Raw genomic sequence first — 16368 nt, forward strand, 5'->3', positions numbered from 1 at the left:
CTGTCAGCGATTGAGCTTCAGGAAGTAGTCAAAAATCTCAGGCACGTTGCCGTCGCCCATACCCGCATCCAATGCGGCAGACAGGTTTGCAGAGGTGCCTTCCGCGATTTGGGCGCGGGTGCCCATATCGTTGGCCATCTGCAGGAAATACGCCAAATCCTTGTTGGCATTGGCAATCGAAAAACCAAGGTCGCTGATCCCGTCAACGGCGTACTTCTTACAGAACCCCATGAAGGGCGAGTTCGACGGACCAGCTGACATGATGTCATATAGCTGGCCGCGATCAACGCCTGCACGGTCGGCGATGGCGAAGGCCTGACTCATCGCGGTGACGGTGGTCATGCCAATAAAGTTGTTGATCAGTTTGGTGACGTGACCGGCCCCAAGTGCGCCAAGGTAGAAGACATTTTCGCCCTGATCGTCGAGAACCGGCTTTACCTTGTCAAAAACTGCCTTGTCGCCCGCCGCCATGATGTTGAGCAGACCATCCTTTGCGTGCGCGGGGGTCCGCCCAAGAGGGGCGTCGATCATGCCTGCACCTTTGGCCGCCAAATCCGCACCGATCTTGCGGGTGCTGTCGGGAATGGACGTGCCAAAGTCGATCAGGACCGCGCCGTCCTTGACGCCTGCCAACAGGCCGTCATCACCATAGACAAGACTTTCCACAACCTCGGACGTGGTCACGCACAGCATGATGATATCACTCGCCTCGGCCAGTTCCTTGGGGGTGCTGGCCTGCCGCGCGTTGCCGCGGTCCAGCACGGCAGAGACGACATCCGGCTTGCGGCCCATGACGACAAGCTCATAGCCCCTTGTCTGAAGGTTCTCGACCATATTGCCGCCCATCAGGCCAAGGCCAATGAAACCAATCACAGGTTTGGTCATGTCGTCGTCTCCGTATATAGGGGGGTTGGCATCACAAGAAGTCTTCGCGATGCGGCGTGAAGACATCCAAGAGCGTGCCCGCCTCAAGGCAGGTCGCGCCGTGTTCGATGTTTGGCTCTTTATAAAGACTGTCGCCTGCACCCACGATGTAGGTGTTATCCCCCACCGTGAATTCGAATTTGCCCGACATCACGTAGGTGATTTGTTCGTGGCGGTGATGGTGCAGCGGTGCTGTCACGCCAGCCTCGAAGTGGACTTCAACAACCATCAGGTTGTCGTTGTGCGCACCAACCTTGCGGCTAAGGCCGGCGTCCACAGTTTCGAGCGTGCCTTCGGCTTGAGGGAAATAGTTTTTGACGTCCATGTGCTATGATTCCTTTAGGTGTTCGCCAGTTTCTTCATGACAACCTTGAACGTGTGTTCGTCAGGGTCCGTGAAATAGAGATCAGCGTCATACCCCTGATCGTCCATGAAATTGAAAATTCGCTTTGGTGCATCCAGCTTGTACGGCACCAAGAGCGTGGCGATCCGATGCCGTGTGGCTGCCGGGTATTGCGCTGTCAGAACGGTACTGACTGGCAAGCCTTCGTAGTCGGCCGGGTCCACATCGGTGAATTCGGTTTTCTGTGTGATGACAGGCTTGCCGCCCTCGGACCAGACGACCTGCCCGTAAAACCCTGCACGCTTTTGGGTGTTGCGGAACGATGTCTTGCCAAGTTCAAAAGGTTCATTGGCGTGCAGCAGCCAGTCCACCGTAACCGGCGTTTCCGCGTCCACCTTGTCTACGATCACAAAATACGAATTGCGCACGAAATAGATTTCGCGCTCGGCGCTGGTCACTTCGGGTGACAGGATCTGGTAGGCGGCGGTGGCATCGCCGTGAATGAAGAGGTGGTCGTCCCGTTCTTCGGCCGCAATGATTTTGCCCTTCGCACGCAATGCTTTTGCTTTGTCTTTCTCGGCGTATTGGCCCTTGCCGTTGATCAGGATCGCGTTCTTGGACCGGGTCTGGCGCCGCCAATTCCGATGCATCGAGGAGTTAAAAGCGACATAGTGGCCCGATTGGATCGCCAAGTCCTCGCCGTAGGCGGATAGGCAAAAGGCGTTCTGATCGCCGTGGCTGTGGCTGATCGACCCATAGGTGGAGGATTTGAACACAAATTGGATGTGTTCGTCGGGCTCTGCCATGGCATGTTGGACGCCGACCCAGCCGACACCCTTGAAGTGTCGAAAGCCGCTTTCGGGGGGTGTCGCTTCGACCGAGGGCCAATCTGTGCGGAAGGCCAGTTCGTCAAACCGGGTATCCCACCAGCCCCAATTGTAGAAATCGCCCTCAGTACCGGGGTTCAGCCGGTGGTTTTCGTCACAGTACCACTGATAAGCGCCGTTGCCGGTGACGCCGCCAAACTGGCGCAGGTTCATGCCGATCTTGATGCAGCTCAGATCGCCCATTGTGGCGTCGTCGCCAAAGGTGGCGCGCCGTGTATTCGGCGCTTTGGTAAAAAGCGGGAAATCAGCGGTGTTCTGGAAGAACGGGCGGCGATAGATATCCAGGCCGGTATAGGATTTCAGCCAGTTCGCAGCGTCCAGCAGATAGGAAATTCCAGTCATCCAGTAGTGCGGACCTTCGGCCCAGCCGCCCTCGGCGTCGCCCCAAGGCGAATAGACTGTGTAGAGAAATTCGATTGAGTAGTTGAGCCAGTCGCGGGCCTGACCCGTTTCATCATCGTGCAGCAAGGCGATACAGGCGGGAATGATGCAGGACGACACGGACCTCACAGCGTGGCTGTCATAAGGGAACAGGTGAATTTTGGCGTTCAGAATCGCGTGCTCAGCGATATCGCGCGTGCGTTCCAACAGGGCTGCGCGCACTGTGGCACGTTCCTCTTCGGTCAGGTCATCATGCAGCCAGTCATATCCCCAAGCGAGCGCATTGCAGACGCGGTAGGCCCATTCATCGGTATAGGCACGGGATGTCACGCCCAAGGGTTCCCAGCTTGCGACCTCTAGCAGCCATTCTTTGGCGCGGGCGGTCATGGCCGGGTCGTCTGTCACCTTGCCGCCGATGGCAAGGTGGCGGATCGCGTACCAGACTTCTTGCAATTCGATATAGGTTTTGCGCCAGACTGGCGCCGTGCGTGTGTTGTTGGGGTAGCCCGCCGGTTCACCCATCACGTCCCGGTCCATCCACGGGAGAACGGATTTCTGGTAAAATGTCGCCCAGGTGCAGTGATCAGGGTCTTCCTTGACGGCCTTTTTGAAGTCGGACAGGCGGTCGCTTGTCATCCACAAGCGTGGGTGATCCACCGCAACGTCCGCCAAACGGTTGTCTCGCGCGGGGAGCGGGGTTTCGGGGAGGTCTTTGGCCACTGTGAAGCTGCGGGTGCTGCTCCAATCGCTGGACGCTTCGCCCTTGGCGTTGTCCCATGTGGCGTAGGACCAGTGATAGTCCCCCGGCGCCAAGACATCGTCGGGGGTAAAGAAATTCAAAGGCAGATTTTCGTAGACTTGCGTTTTGCCTTTTGGAAACGCGGGGTCGCTGGAAATGCGCAGCACATAGGTCGCGTCATCATCGAGGACCGGGAGCCAGGTAAAACGCGGCGGGTTTTCCACCAGTTCGGTGTCAGCCACCGGACCATATTGAATGGTCAATAGGCCCGCTTTGGGTTCGTCGAGTTGTGGCAGTGCTGCAGTTGGCATTGATCAATCGGGTCCGCATTTCAGAACGTTAAGAGTATCTGGGGGCGATCCTGTGGACCGCCCCCAAAAAGGGAGAATTAACCGCCGTACTGACGGTCGTAGGCGGCCTGCATCACTGTAAGCAGCTCTTGCATGCCCATCTCGTCCAGAGTGGCGAGGTATGCATCCCAGTCTGCCATCACGTCACCGTTGCCCAAGATCCAGCCTTGCTGGCGCTCGAGCATGTAGTCGCGAATGGACCCCCAGGTGCGGTCATAGATCGCCTGTTCGTCAGCCGTGAAGGACACACCAAGGAAGTCCTCGATCAGCAAGTCCTGGGTGTCATAGAGCGCGATGCCTTCAAGGGCGAATTCGTTGCTCCACTGGATTTCATAGGCGTAATCCTGGAAGTAACCACGGCCCTGAAGTTGTGCGCCGACCTGATAGAGGGACCGGTTCACGGGACCTGCATCAAGGAACTCTTGCTTGAAGATCGGCTGACCGTCGATCATGTCGTAGTGCATGCCTTCGACGCCAAAGTTGGCCAGACGGCGGCCCTCTTCGGTGAACCAGAAGTCAAAGTACTTGATCGTTTCGACCACATTTTCGTTCTCAAAACCGATGGCCCAACCGTCTGGCTTTACCAGAATGCGGCGATGCTCTTCGATGCGGCGACCGGATGGGGACGCGGGTGGCAGGAATGCCTCGAAGGCGAACCCGTCAATTTCGGACGACAGTCGATTGTAGCCAGAGGTGGATGCAAACCAGTCGTGGGTCGAACCGCCGAGGTTTTCGGACAGCAGGAAGTCACGCGCGGACGAACCACGGGTGAAGATTTCTGCGTCGATCAGGCCTTCTTCGTACCAACGCGCAAGGTTCGAGATACCGTCCCGGTAGCCTTCGCCGATATAGCCGTGTCCGATGACACCGTCCTCGATCAGGAAGTCGTGGTAGGTGTCAGAGCCGTGCGCGCGGCCGTCCCAGAGTGTCACAAGACGGATCAGCTCTGGCCACTGGCGGGCAAAGAATGGCACTTCGTCGGCCAGACCGTTGCCGTTGGGGTCTTGTGTCTTAAAGGCGCGCAGGACCGCTTCGTACTCTTCCACAGTTTCAGGGACGTCAAGGTCCAACGCCTCAAGCCAGTCTGTACGAATCCAGTAGCCGCGACCGTATTTGCCGTCGGGCAGATAGGGGATGTAATACATCTGGCCGTCGGATGCTTTCACCGCGGCCTCGATGTCGGGGCGGGTGGCATAGTAGGCAGAGATGTTTGGCGCGTGTTCTTCGATCAGATCGTTGAGAGGCACAAACGCACCTTCAGGCCCGAACTGGTTCACAAAGTCGCGAATCCGGCTGGAGCCTACGATGTCAGGGATGTTGCCACCCGCCAGCATGAGATTCAGTGCTTCCGTCCGTCCGGTATTCTCGTCCGTCCGCATGTTTGCACCGACCGTGTCGTTGATCAGGTGGATACCTGTCAGTTCGCGGGCGACCTGTTCAACGGGCCATTGCTCATCATAGATGGGGTAGGCGCGATGGTTCATCTGGATGGTCAGCTCGATCGGTTCCTCCGAGATCCGCAAGTGTCCATCCGCGAAAGCGGGTGTTGTGATGGCGCTGCCTGCTAGCAGGGCTGCCGCTAGGGTAATTTTACGCATTTTGTTCCTCCCTTATGCGTTAGGTTATTCCTTTACACCTCCGAGCAGGATGCCCTTCTCGAAGTATTTCTGAATGAACGGGTAGACGATCAGCACAGGGATGATCGAACAGACGATAATGGCCGCAGTGACCGTTTCAGCGCTAAAGGCCGCTTCGGTCTGGACGATGGCAAATTCATCGTCATCAGACAGTTGCGCGATGGTATGGCGCAAAAAGACCTGAAGCGGGATTTTGTCTTCGGACTGAAGCAGGACCATGGCCCAGAAAAAGCCGTTCCAGCGGGATACGATGCAAAAGAGTGTGATCGTTGCGATGGCCGGTTTGGAGAGCGGAACGAAAACCTTCCACAGTACCTGAAAATCATTGGCCCCGTCCATGCGCGCGGCTTCTTCGAAACTTTGCGGGATGGCCTCAAAGAAGTTGCGCAGCAGGATGATGTTGAAGGCGTTGACAGCGAACGCAAGGATGATGCCGAACATGGAGTCGAGCAGGTTCAAATCACGCATGTTCAGGAAGAACGGGATCAGGCCTGCGTTGAACCACATCGTAAAGGCGATGAAGAGGTTGAAGAACCGCCGTCCCTTCAGCTGCGGCCGCGACAAGGCATAGGCACCGGGGATGATGAACAACATCGACATGATTGTGCCGCCGATGGTGTAGATGAAGGTGTTCCGGTAGCTGATCCAGAATTTCGGGTCCGAGATGATGTAGCCATATGCTTCGAGTGTGGCGTCAATCGGCGTCAACACGACCTTGCCAGCCTGGGCTGCAAATCCCGAGCTAAAGGACACCGCTGCGATATAGATGAAGGGATATAGGGTCGCCGCCGTGAACATCCCGATCAGAACCGACACAGTGATCGCAAAGACCTTGTCTCCGCCGGAATAGAGGTTCCATTTTTGCATGTGCTATCCCCCTACCAGAGCGATGTGCGCGAGAATTTGCGCGACAACGTGTTGGCGGTCATCACCAGGACAAAGGCAACAACTGCGTTAAAGAGCCCGGCAGCGGCGGCAAGGTCGTACTGACCCGACTGAAGGCCCTGACGATACACCCATGTGTTCACAACATCGGCGGTCTCGTAGGTGGCGGGCTGATAGAGCAGGATCACCAGTTCGAACGACACCTCCATCACGTTGCCGATGCGGATGATCAGCATGATCAGGATGGTCGGCAGGATCGACGGAATGGTGATTTTCCACATCATCTGCCAGCGGTTCGCCCCGTCCACCACGGCGCTTTCATAAAGTGACGGGTTCACGCCTGCGATGGCGGCCAAAAAGACGATGGAGCCAAAGCCCGCTTCTTGCCAAATGCCTGTCCCCACAAAGATCGGGCGGAACCACTGGGGCTGCGTCAGGAAGTAAACCGGATCAAACCCCAGCCAGCTAATGACCGTGTTGATGACACCAACCGTCGGCGAGAAGGCCGTGATCACGATACCTGCAATAATCACAGAGGAAATGAAGTGCGGCAGATACACGATCGTCTGGGCGGTGCGCTTGTAGGTGGCGTGCAGGATTTCGTTGAACATCAATGCCAGGATGATGGGCGCTGGAAATCCGAACAGCAGATTGTAGAAACTGATGGTGATCGTGTTTTTGACCGCGCGGATGAACTGATCATTCGAGAACAGCGTTTCAAAGTGCTCGAAACCGACCCAGGGGCTACCTGCTGCACCTCTGAAAATCGAATAGTCTTTGAATGCGATCTGAAGCCCGTACATTGGCTTGTACAGAAAGACGATGAACCAAATGATGGTCGGAAGCAGCATGGCATAGATTTGCCATTCTCGTTTGAAGTGATCCAAAGTGCGGACCCAAGTGCTGTCGGGCGTCCGCGTTTGCTTTCGATCTCGTAGGGCTTCGCCCGCTTCGACGACGATCTCTTCAATAGGGGCGCCACCGACGTCAGAGTTTCGGTCCGACATGTCTTAGCCCCCTACGGTCAACGCGCGGCCGGTTCCGGCGTCGAAGACCTTTACCAAGTGGGATGGCACGTGGACGGTTTTGACACCCGACAGATGCGCGATGTCGCCGTTGGTGTCGGCCTTGAAGACCAGATTGTCCTGGCCGTGGCGAGCGTGAAGCAAAGCCTCGGAGCCCAGTGGCTCGACCAGATCAAGGTCGATGGGGAGGGCGGTTGTGGCTTGACCTTCGCCCAGCATCACGTGTTCCGGCCGAATGCCGAGAATGACATCACGACCCTGATCTTTGGCCGTAAGACCGTCGATCTTGATCTCAGTATCGCCAACCTTAGCGCCGATGTCTGTCAGCGTCCCTTTCATCTGGTTCATTGGGGGGGACCCAAGGAAACCGGCGACGAATGTGTTTACGGGATTGTTGAACAGCTCCATCGGAGTGCCGACCTGTTCAATCCGGCCATCGTTCATCACGACGATACGGTCTGCCAATGTCATGGCTTCGACCTGATCATGGGTGACGTAAATGGAAGTGACGCCAAGGCGGTTGTGCAGGCGTTTGATTTCAGCCCGCATTTGCGTGCGCAGTTTGGCGTCCAGATTGGACAGCGGTTCGTCAAACAGGAACACCTTGGGGTGGCGCACAATCGCGCGGCCCATAGCCACACGTTGCCGTTGCCCACCGGACAAATCAGCAGGGCGACGATCAAGATAGGGGGTCAGGCCAAGGATTTCTGCAACGTCATCAATTGTTGTTTTGATCTCGGCTTTTGGCATCTTACGAATGCGAAGGCCAAAGGCCATATTGTCGGCCACGTTGAGGTGCGGGTAGAGCGCGTAGTTCTGAAACACCATCGCGACATCGCGGTCTTTGGGGGCCACGCGGTTCATACGGCGCCCGTCAATCATCAGATCGCCAGAGGTGATTTCCTCTAGCCCTGCAATCATCCGCAAGGTCGTTGACTTGCCGCAACCTGACGGGCCGACGAGAACGACGAATTCTTTTTCAGCAACATTAAGATCGATACCGTGCACAACCTGCAAGGCACCGTAGCACTTTACAATCTCGTTCAGATCTACGCCGGCCATCTAGCCCTCCCTAAAGCGTTGCCGAAGGAATGCTCGTTCTGTGACGAATCACTCACTCCCACTGGTATACTAGTCTAAAAAGTTCATTGCTAGTCTAGTATACCAGTTTGGTCAGTGATAACGTCACGGACGTCTTTGGACGAAAGTGAGGACTGAAAGATGATCCCGAATTCAGCGAAAACCGAACGCCGCACAAGCGTGGATGATGTATTTGACGCGCTTCATGAGCAGATTGCGACGCTCCAGTTGAAGCCCGGGGACCGTATTTCCGAGGCTGATATCGCCGCGCAGTTCGGGGTGTCACGGCAACCTGTCCGGGATGCGTTCAGCCGCCTTGCCAATCTTGACCTGCTTTTGATCCGCCCGCAGCGCAGCACGGAAGTGAGACGCTTTTCGATGCGGCAGATCGAAAAGGCGCGGTTCATTCGCGCCGCAATCGAAACGGAGGTTTTGCGCCGCGCCGCCACTTTGTGCGATGCGGCGGGCGAAGCGCTTTTGCATGACTCGTTGGAGCTACAAATGGAGGCGATGAACGCCAAAGACGTCGCGCGTTTCGGGAAGCTCGATTATCAATTCCATCAGATCCTGTGTCAGATCGGACAGGTCGATTATGCCTTTGACGTTATTCTTGAAGAGAAGGCGAAGGTAGACCGCTTGTGTATGCTGGGGCGCGAGAAAGAACAGCGCATGCCAGAGCTCGCAGCGGATCACACAAAAATTGCCAAAGCGGTCATCAAGCACGATCCCGATGCAGCCGTCGCAGCGGGGCTAAAGCACTTGTCTCGTCTCGATGAGACGATTGAACGGATAAGTGCCACGAATGCCAATTACTTTGATCACGCGTAACACGGGCCGGGCCGAAGGCCCTGTTCCAAGTGGCGTCATAGCTGGATTTGAGATACCCCGATGACCGATCATGTGCCGCAATCCACGGAGCGGCAAACACCAGGTGCAGCGCAGGTCTTTTCATTGGCCTGGCCGATGACCCTGAAAGCGATTTTTCTGCACGGAACTGTCGTGGTCGACGGGTTTCTTTTGTCCGCACTGGGCGAAGGCGCGCTGGCCGCTATGGGGTTGGCAGCTGCTTTGGGCGGAATCGTCCTTGGCGTCATCTTTGCGTTTTCCCACGCCATGCAAATCCGAACGGCACAGGCGTTTGGTAGCGGCGACTCTGTCTTTCTGAAATCAGTGCTGGCGTCGGGTCTGACGGTCAGCGTGGCTATTGGTGCCGTCGGGGTTGGTGTCATATTCATGTGGGGGCCTTTGCTGATCGGCATGCTCGCCCCCTCTGATGCGATCGCGGCGCAGGCTCAGAGCTACCTTTGGATATTCACGATCGTGATCCTTGCGGAGGCCATCGGCCAATGCATCGCCAGCTTTTTCAACGGATGCAGTAAAAGCAAATTGCCGCTTTATGGCTATCTGATTTCGGTGCCCATCAACATCACGGCGAGCATCATCCTGATCCACGGCTATATGGGATTTCCTGCGCTGGGCGTTGCGGGTGCCGCACTTGGCAGTGCTATCGCGATTACGCTGCAAACGGGGTTCTGGATTGCGTTACTGGTTTCGACCGATGGGCGGCTAAGGCGCGTTGTTGGCTGGCACCACGGAACGTTCAAGCCGACGCTGATCCGGCATGTCCGGTTTTCGCTGCCAATCGCGGCGACCTTCGTCAGCGCAACATTGGCAACGCATGTCTGTTCACTGATCTACGCGAATATGTCGCTGAACGACTTTGCCGCGCTGACCCTGATTGCGCCATGGAACCTTTTGGCGGGACAAGTCGCGATGCAATGGACCCAGGCCACAGGGATCATGGTCGCACAATTGTTGGGTCAACGCACACCAGAGGCCACGCTGGATATGTTTCTGGCGCGCGCGTGGCGTGGGGCATTTGTGGCTGCGGCGATTGTCGCGCTGATCTTTCTTGTCATGTGTCTGTCGCTGGACTGGATCTATCCTAACCTCGAGCCGCAGACGCGGACGATCCTGTTCGGGTTTATGCCGATCCTGCTGATCATCCAGTTTCCCCGCGCCACCAACGCGATCTGTGGGAACACGCTGCGCGCTGCCGGCGACACTGTCTACGTCATGCACATTTTCATCTGGTCGCAATGGGCATTCCGCGTTCCAGCGACTGCCCTTCTGATCCTGTACTTTGACCTTTCTGCCTTTTGGATCCTCTCACTGTTCCTTTGGGAAGAGGTCATCAAATTTCCCGCCTTTCACCGCCGCCTTTGGCGCGGGGACTGGAAACACGTTCACGTCACGGCCTGATTGCCGCACAACAACTAAGGAGACTCCCATGATAAAAACAAACCTGCGCCGCGCCATTGACCCGCGCCACGCCAAGACCTTCGACACGACGCAACTGCGCGATGAATTCCTGATCGACAATCTGTGGCAGGACGATGAAGTCAGCCTGACCTACACACAATATGACCGCATGATCGTCGGGGGCGCGATCCCGAAATCGGGCCCTTTGACCATCGACGGGGTTGATCAAACCGGGACGCCGTCATGGCTGGACCGCCGCGAAGCGGTTCTGGTCAACCTTGGCCCATCCGGCACGGTTGAGGCTGCGGGCGAAACCTATGAATTGGGCCGGTTTGACATGGTCTATCTTGGTATGGGGTCTGGCGCCGTCACAGTTAGCGGTGCCGACGCACGGTTCTACATCATCTCGGCACCCGCACACCGCGCGATCCCGGCGCAGCTGGCGACAATCGATGAGGCGAACCAGGTTCCATTGGGCAGCCGCGAGACGTGCAATGAACGCACGATCTATCAGTTCATCCACCCTGACGGGATCGAGAGCTGCCAGATTGTGATGGGCATGACCAAATTCGAGTCGGGGTCGATCTGGAACACGATGCCTGCGCATATCCACGAACGCCGGTCCGAGATCTATATCTACCTCGATCTTCCGGAGGGCCAGAACATCGTGCACCTGATGGGGGAACCCGACGAGACGCGGCACCTGATTGTGCGGAATGAACAATGCGTGCTTTCGCCACCCTGGTCGATCCATAGCGGCGCGGGCACTGCGGCGTATTCGTTCATTTGGGCCATGGCTGGCGATAACATGGCCTTCACCGATATGGACATGGTTGCCATGGAAGACCTGCGATGAGCCGCTTTTCCCTGGACGGAACCCGTGCGCTTGTGACCGGTGCCAACACTGGCATCGGTCAGGCCATTGCCGTTGATCTGGCCCGGGCGGGCGCGCATGTGATTGCGGTCGGGCGGTCCTCTATGGAGGACACGCTTGCCAAGGTGTCGGATGTCGGGGGCAAGGCGGATGCCTTGAAGGCCGATCTGTCCACCGTGGCGGCCGCGCAGGAGATGTTCGCGCAGGCGGTTGCTGATTTTGGGCCGATTGACACGTTGGTGAACAACGCGGGTATCATCCGGCGCGCGGACAGTCTGGACTTTTCCGAGGCCGATTGGGACGCGGTGATGGATATCAACCTTAAGGTCGTGTTCTTCCTGAGCCAGGCCTTTGCCAAGGCCCGTATTGGTGCCGGACAAGGGGGGAGCATCGTCAACATCGCGTCGCTTCTGTCCTATCAAGGTGGCATCCGTGTGCCGTCCTATACGGCGTCAAAAAGTGCCGTTGCGGGTGTGACCAAAACGCTGTCGAATGAGTGGTCTGCCCAAGGCATCACGGTCAATTGCGTCGCACCTGGATACGTGGTCAGCAACAACACGACCGACCTGCGCAACGATCCGGATCGCAACAAGGCCATCCTGGACCGCATCCCGCTGGGTCGTTGGGCCGAGCCCGAAGACATTGCGGGCGCAGTGACCTATCTTGCCTCACCGGCAGCGCGCTATGTGACGGGCATCACACTTCCCGTTGATGGAGGGTGGCTCGGCCGATGAACGCGATCCGGGCCCTTGTTGCCAGCTGTGATTCTGTGCCCGAATATCCAAGGCGCGACGGACCACATCCCGCCCGCTTAGATGAACGTCACTGACGCAAAAGTCTTTGTGGGCGGACCCGGCAAGAACGAGGTCACGACCGATCTGGGCGTCCATGGCGTTGATGATGCGACACTGATAACCGGGAAACCTTGCCCGCCGCATATCTGCGCGACGTCCAGTTCCAGAACCTGATCGGGTTGGGCCCGCGCAAGTTCGAAGGCTTTTGGCAGGTCTTTTTTACGGGGCCTAATTTCGGTGAAGACCAAATTCCATGGCGGCCAACTTGACGGACCTGCCGCACTATCAATTGTTTGGCGGTGAAGGCAGCTGCGTGGCAGGGCACATCGAACCACCGATGATCGGCTGTGCAACTCTCCTAGTCGGCGAGCGAACCAGGGTCCCTGAGATATGAGAAGGATCGCGAGCACTTTTGCTGATCGGCTCGGTGCGTCAACTCCGGGTTCATGTCTGCAAGAGTAGGTGGCGTTGGTCTGTGGGCTGACAGTTCAGAGCCGGTCGAAACTCCGACGTTTGACTGCTTTTTTGGGATATTTGGTGCCCAGGAGAGGACTCGAACCTCCACGTCCATACGGACACCAGCACCTGAAGCTGGCGCGTCTACCATTCCGCCACCTGGGCAGGTGTCGTGAAGCGCGATGTAGCGAGGCGGAAACAGGGTGTCAACGCGATTCCGACGTGGCGGTGCTTATTCTTGCGCGCTTGTTTCGCCTTGTCTGAAACCGGGTGCGCGGGTAAACCCAAAGCGAATTGCGCAAAGAGGCTATGCCATGTCCAATCTTGTCACCATCTTCGGCGGTTCCGGCTTTGTCGGACGCTATATCGCGCGGCGAATGGCTAAGGCAGGATGGCGGGTGCGGGTGGCCGTGCGCAATCCGGACGAGGCGCTTTTTGTGAAGCCATACGGCGTGGTCGGGCAGGTCGAACCGGTCTTTTGCAACATCCGTGATGACGCCAGCGTTGCCGCTGTGATGGGCGGCGCTGATGTGGTGATCAACTGCGTTGGTGTGCTGGAAGAGGTTGGCAAGAACACCTTTGACGCCGTACAGGCCGAAGGCGCTGAACGCATTGCACGTATGGCAGCCCAACACGGCGTGGCGCGGATGGTCCATATCTCGGCCATCGGGGCCAATGCGGACGCCGCGAGCGACTATGCCCGGACCAAAGCCGAGGGCGAGGCGGGTGTCTTGGCCCATATGCCCGATGCCGTGATTTTGCGCCCGTCGATCATTTTTGGTCAGGAAGATCAGTTCTTTAACCGTTTTGCCGGCATGTCGCGCTTTGGCCCTGTGTTGCCGGTTGCCGGGGCGGAGACGCGGTTTCAGCCTGTGTTCGTCGATGATGTCGCCGCCGCAGCAGAGGCAGGGGCCTTGGGTGCCGCAAGCGGCGTCTATGAACTAGGCGGGCCGGAAGTTGATACCTTCCGCGGGTTGATGCAGCGGATGCTGGATGTGGTGCAGCGTCGCCGCCTTGTGATCAATATGCCATTCTGGATGGCGCGGATTGTCGCCTCGGTTTCGGGTGCGGTGCAGTTTCTATCACTCGGCATCGTGAAGGCCCCGATCACCGGCGATCAGGTCAAGAACCTGGCCGTCGACAACGTGGTAAGCGAGGGGGCCAAGACGCTGGCCGATTTGGGCATTCAGCCCACCGCGATGGAGGCGATCCTGCCCGACTATCTGTGGCGCTTCCGCCCCTCGGGCCAATACGCGGCGATCAAGGATTCGGCCAAGAACCTGCGTAAGACCTGATGGACAGCACGATTGTTGCGGGCCTTCTGGGAATCCTTGAAGGCCTGACAGAGTTCATCCCTGTTTCATCGACCGGGCACCTGCTGCTTGTCGGGCATTTTCTTGGCTTTGACAGTGCGGGAAATACCTTTGAGGTTGTGATCCAGATCGGTGCCGTCATGGCGCTGGTTGTGCTTTATTTTCAAAGACTTTGGGGTGCTGTTGCCACCGCCCCGTCCGACCCTGCATCGCGCCGGTTTATTGCATCCATCGTGGTCGCTGCGATCCCGGCCGTGGTGCTGGGTGTGCTGATGCATGACCTGATCAAAACGGTGCTGTTTGAAACCCCTATGTTGATTGCGGTGATGCTGATCATCGGTGGTGTGATCCTGTTGTTCGTGGACCGGCTGAACCTGCACGAAGAGCATCAGGATGCGATGCGCCTGCCGGTCAAAACGGCGCTGGGCATTGGTCTGTTTCAATGCCTTTCGCTGATCCCTGGCACCTCTCGGTCAGGGTCGACCATTGTGGGGGCCTTGTTGCTGGGTGTCAGCAAGCGTGCAGCGGCAGAGTTTTCGTTCTTCCTGTCGATCCCGATGATGTTCGGGGTATTCGGCTATGACCTTTACAAGAACCGCGATGTGCTGGATTTCAGCGCCCTGACAGAGATCGCGATTGGCCTGATCATGGCCTTTGTCACCGCCCTTTTCGTCGTCAGATGGTTGCTGAACTACGTTAGCAGCCATGGTTACGCATTGTTCGGGTGGTGGCGAATCGGTGTTGGCAGTGTTGCGCTGACTGCGCTTTTGTTGGGTTTCTAGCAAAGTAGGTCACGAATAGTGACCTAAAATACCCACTTTTTTCGGCGCGTGATCGCTGACATCACAAAAATTCAGCATTTAGGTCAGTAATGTTGACTTTTCATCTGATGAACAGGGTATTAAACCGCAGGTCTGATCTTCGAGAAGAATGGAGTCTGCGATGGCCGGGCAAAAGATGCTGAAATTCACGACCGTAGACCGCGACATGCCGGAAAAGCGTGCGCCCAATCTACGCCGCAGCGATTTCGCAGAGATTTACGCCGAGTACGCAACTGCCAAGGCCGAAGAGCAGGCCAGCCGCTGCAGCCAGTGCGGCGTGCCCTATTGTCAGTCGCATTGCCCGCTGCACAACAACATCCCCGATTGGCTGCGCCTGACCGCCGAAGGGCGTCTGGAAGAGGCGTATGAGATCAGCCAAGCCACCAATACCTTCCCAGAGATTTGTGGCCGCATTTGCCCGCAGGACCGCCTGTGCGAAGGCAACTGCGTGATCGAACAATCGGGCCACGGCACCGTCACCATCGGGTCCGTTGAAAAGTACATCACCGATACCGCGTTTGAGGAAGGCTGGGTCAAGCCGATCCGCCCGCACACAGAGCGCGCGGAAAGCGTGGGCATCATTGGTGCCGGTCCCGGCGGCCTTGCCGCAGCGGATATGCTGCGCCGTCAGGGTGTGCAGGTCACGGTCTATGACCGCTATGATCGGGGTGGCGGTTTGCTGACCTACGGCATCCCAGGCTTCAAGCTTGAGAAAGACATCGTGATGCAGCGTATGGCGCAGTTGGAAGACGGCGGCGTGAAATTCGTGATGAATTGCAACGTGGGCGAAGACCTGAGCTTTGGCGCGATCCGCGGCGAACATGACGCGGTGCTGATCGCCACAGGTGTCTATAAATCAAGGGATTTGCCGGATGCGGATGCTGCCGGCATCGTGCGCGCGATCGACTATCTGACGGCCAGCAACCGCAAAAGCTTTGGTGATGAAGTTGCGGAATTTGATAGCGGTGAATTGAACGCACAGGGCAAGAAGGTCGTCGTCATCGGCGGCGGTGACACCGCGATGGACTGTGTGCGCACCGCGATCCGTCAAGGCGCTGAAAGCGTGAAGTGCCTGTATCGTCGCGACAAGGCTAACATGCCCGGATCGCAGCGCGAGGTGCAGAACGCAGAGGAAGAAGGCGTCGAATTTGTCTGGCTGTCCGCGCCCGCAGGATTCGAAGGCGATGCCGTCACCGGCGTGAACGTCAGCAAGATGCGTCTGGGCAAGCCCGACGCATCCGGCCGCCAGTTCCCCGAAGTGATCGAAGGTGCCGACTATGTTGAAGAGTCTGATCTGGTGATCAAGGCGCTGGGTTTTGAACCAGAGGACCTCCCTACGCTTTGGGGCGAGGACGCGCTGGAAGTGACCCGTTGGGGCACGATCAAGGCGGACTTTGGCACCGGCAAGACCAACCTTGATGGGGTCTATGCCGCAGGCGACATCGTGCGCGGCGCAAGTCTTGTGGTCTGGGCCATTCGTGACGGGCGCGAAGCGGCAGAGGCGATCCTGGGCTATCTGGCCAACACGGATGCGGTGGCAGCGGAATGACCCACCGCACGCCCCAAACCCGGATGCACAAAGCATGCACATCCGATG

At 57.5% G+C, this 16368-nt stretch carries 14 protein-coding genes and 1 tRNA gene; 7 read left to right on the forward strand and 8 right to left on the reverse strand.

Annotated features, from left to right (window positions below; translation table 11 throughout):
• Nucleotides 1-3: 3 nt before the first annotated feature.
• From AB3Y40_RS16115 to AB3Y40_RS16145, 7 genes are all read right to left on the reverse strand, one after another.
• Entirely contained in the window at nucleotides 4-885 is an 882-nt protein-coding gene (locus AB3Y40_RS16115) for an NAD(P)-dependent oxidoreductase (protein WP_369439903.1), read from the reverse strand.
• A gap of 31 nt (nucleotides 886-916) precedes the next feature.
• On the reverse strand, nucleotides 917-1249 hold the full coding sequence (locus AB3Y40_RS16120) for a cupin domain-containing protein (RefSeq protein WP_369439904.1): 333 nt from the start codon (nucleotides 1247-1249) through the stop codon (nucleotides 917-919).
• Between the two features lie 14 nt (nucleotides 1250-1263).
• Entirely contained in the window at nucleotides 1264-3585 is a 2322-nt protein-coding gene (locus tag AB3Y40_RS16125; RefSeq protein WP_369439905.1) for a DUF4962 domain-containing protein, read from the reverse strand.
• Between the two features lie 77 nt (nucleotides 3586-3662).
• Complete coding sequence (locus AB3Y40_RS16130) at nucleotides 3663-5222, reverse strand: type 2 periplasmic-binding domain-containing protein (RefSeq protein ID WP_369439906.1); 1560 nt, start codon at nucleotides 5220-5222, stop codon at nucleotides 3663-3665.
• A 24-nt stretch (nucleotides 5223-5246) separates the two neighbouring features.
• A complete protein-coding gene (locus tag AB3Y40_RS16135) occupies nucleotides 5247-6128 on the reverse strand; it encodes a carbohydrate ABC transporter permease (protein ID WP_369439907.1) in 882 nt (293 codons plus the stop codon).
• Between the two features lie 11 nt (nucleotides 6129-6139).
• On the reverse strand, nucleotides 6140-7153 hold the full coding sequence (locus AB3Y40_RS16140) for an ABC transporter permease (RefSeq protein WP_369439908.1): 1014 nt from the start codon (nucleotides 7151-7153) through the stop codon (nucleotides 6140-6142).
• A gap of 3 nt (nucleotides 7154-7156) precedes the next feature.
• Nucleotides 7157-8233, reverse strand: a complete 1077-nt coding sequence (locus AB3Y40_RS16145) for an ABC transporter ATP-binding protein (RefSeq protein WP_369439909.1) — start codon at nucleotides 8231-8233, stop codon at nucleotides 7157-7159.
• 159 nt (nucleotides 8234-8392) lie between these two features.
• Here AB3Y40_RS16145 and AB3Y40_RS16150 point away from each other — a divergent pair, with 159 nt between their 5' ends.
• The 4 genes from AB3Y40_RS16150 to kduD are packed head-to-tail and all read left to right on the forward strand — an operon-like array spanning nucleotide 8393 to nucleotide 12121.
• Nucleotides 8393-9079, forward strand: a complete 687-nt coding sequence (locus AB3Y40_RS16150) for a GntR family transcriptional regulator (RefSeq protein ID WP_369439910.1) — start codon at nucleotides 8393-8395, stop codon at nucleotides 9077-9079.
• Nucleotides 9080-9139: 60 nt separating this feature from the next.
• Complete coding sequence (locus AB3Y40_RS16155) at nucleotides 9140-10513, forward strand: MATE family efflux transporter (RefSeq protein ID WP_369439911.1); 1374 nt, start codon at nucleotides 9140-9142, stop codon at nucleotides 10511-10513.
• 28 nt (nucleotides 10514-10541) lie between these two features.
• Nucleotides 10542-11369, forward strand: a complete 828-nt coding sequence (gene kduI, locus AB3Y40_RS16160) for a 5-dehydro-4-deoxy-D-glucuronate isomerase (RefSeq protein ID WP_369439912.1) — start codon at nucleotides 10542-10544, stop codon at nucleotides 11367-11369.
• Nucleotides 11366-12121: a 2-dehydro-3-deoxy-D-gluconate 5-dehydrogenase KduD gene (gene kduD, locus AB3Y40_RS16165; RefSeq protein WP_369439913.1), complete on the forward strand. Its 756-nt coding sequence runs from the start codon at nucleotides 11366-11368 to the stop codon at nucleotides 12119-12121. Before kduI ends, kduD begins: the two co-directional genes overlap by 4 nt.
• A gap of 595 nt (nucleotides 12122-12716) precedes the next feature.
• Here the strand turns inward: kduD and AB3Y40_RS16170 are convergent.
• Nucleotides 12717-12802, reverse strand: a tRNA-Leu gene (locus AB3Y40_RS16170).
• 149 nt (nucleotides 12803-12951) lie between these two features.
• Here AB3Y40_RS16170 and AB3Y40_RS16175 point away from each other — a divergent pair.
• From AB3Y40_RS16175 to AB3Y40_RS16185, 3 genes are all read left to right on the forward strand, one after another.
• The gene (locus tag AB3Y40_RS16175; protein ID WP_369439914.1) at nucleotides 12952-13932 is read left to right on the forward strand and encodes a complex I NDUFA9 subunit family protein; all 981 of its coding nucleotides are present in this window, start codon (nucleotides 12952-12954) and stop codon (nucleotides 13930-13932) included.
• Nucleotides 13929-14732, forward strand: coding sequence for an undecaprenyl-diphosphate phosphatase (locus tag AB3Y40_RS16180; protein WP_369440241.1), 804 nt, complete (start codon nucleotides 13929-13931; stop codon nucleotides 14730-14732). The genes AB3Y40_RS16175 and AB3Y40_RS16180 overlap by 4 nt, the downstream gene beginning before the upstream one ends.
• A gap of 160 nt (nucleotides 14733-14892) precedes the next feature.
• A complete protein-coding gene (locus tag AB3Y40_RS16185) occupies nucleotides 14893-16320 on the forward strand; it encodes an NAD(P)-dependent oxidoreductase (protein WP_369439915.1) in 1428 nt (475 codons plus the stop codon).
• Nucleotides 16321-16368 lie beyond the last annotated feature (48 nt).

The sequence above is a fragment of the Yoonia sp. R2331 genome (assembly GCF_041103235.1).
Taxonomy (GTDB): Bacteria; Pseudomonadota; Alphaproteobacteria; order Rhodobacterales; family Rhodobacteraceae; genus CANMYO01.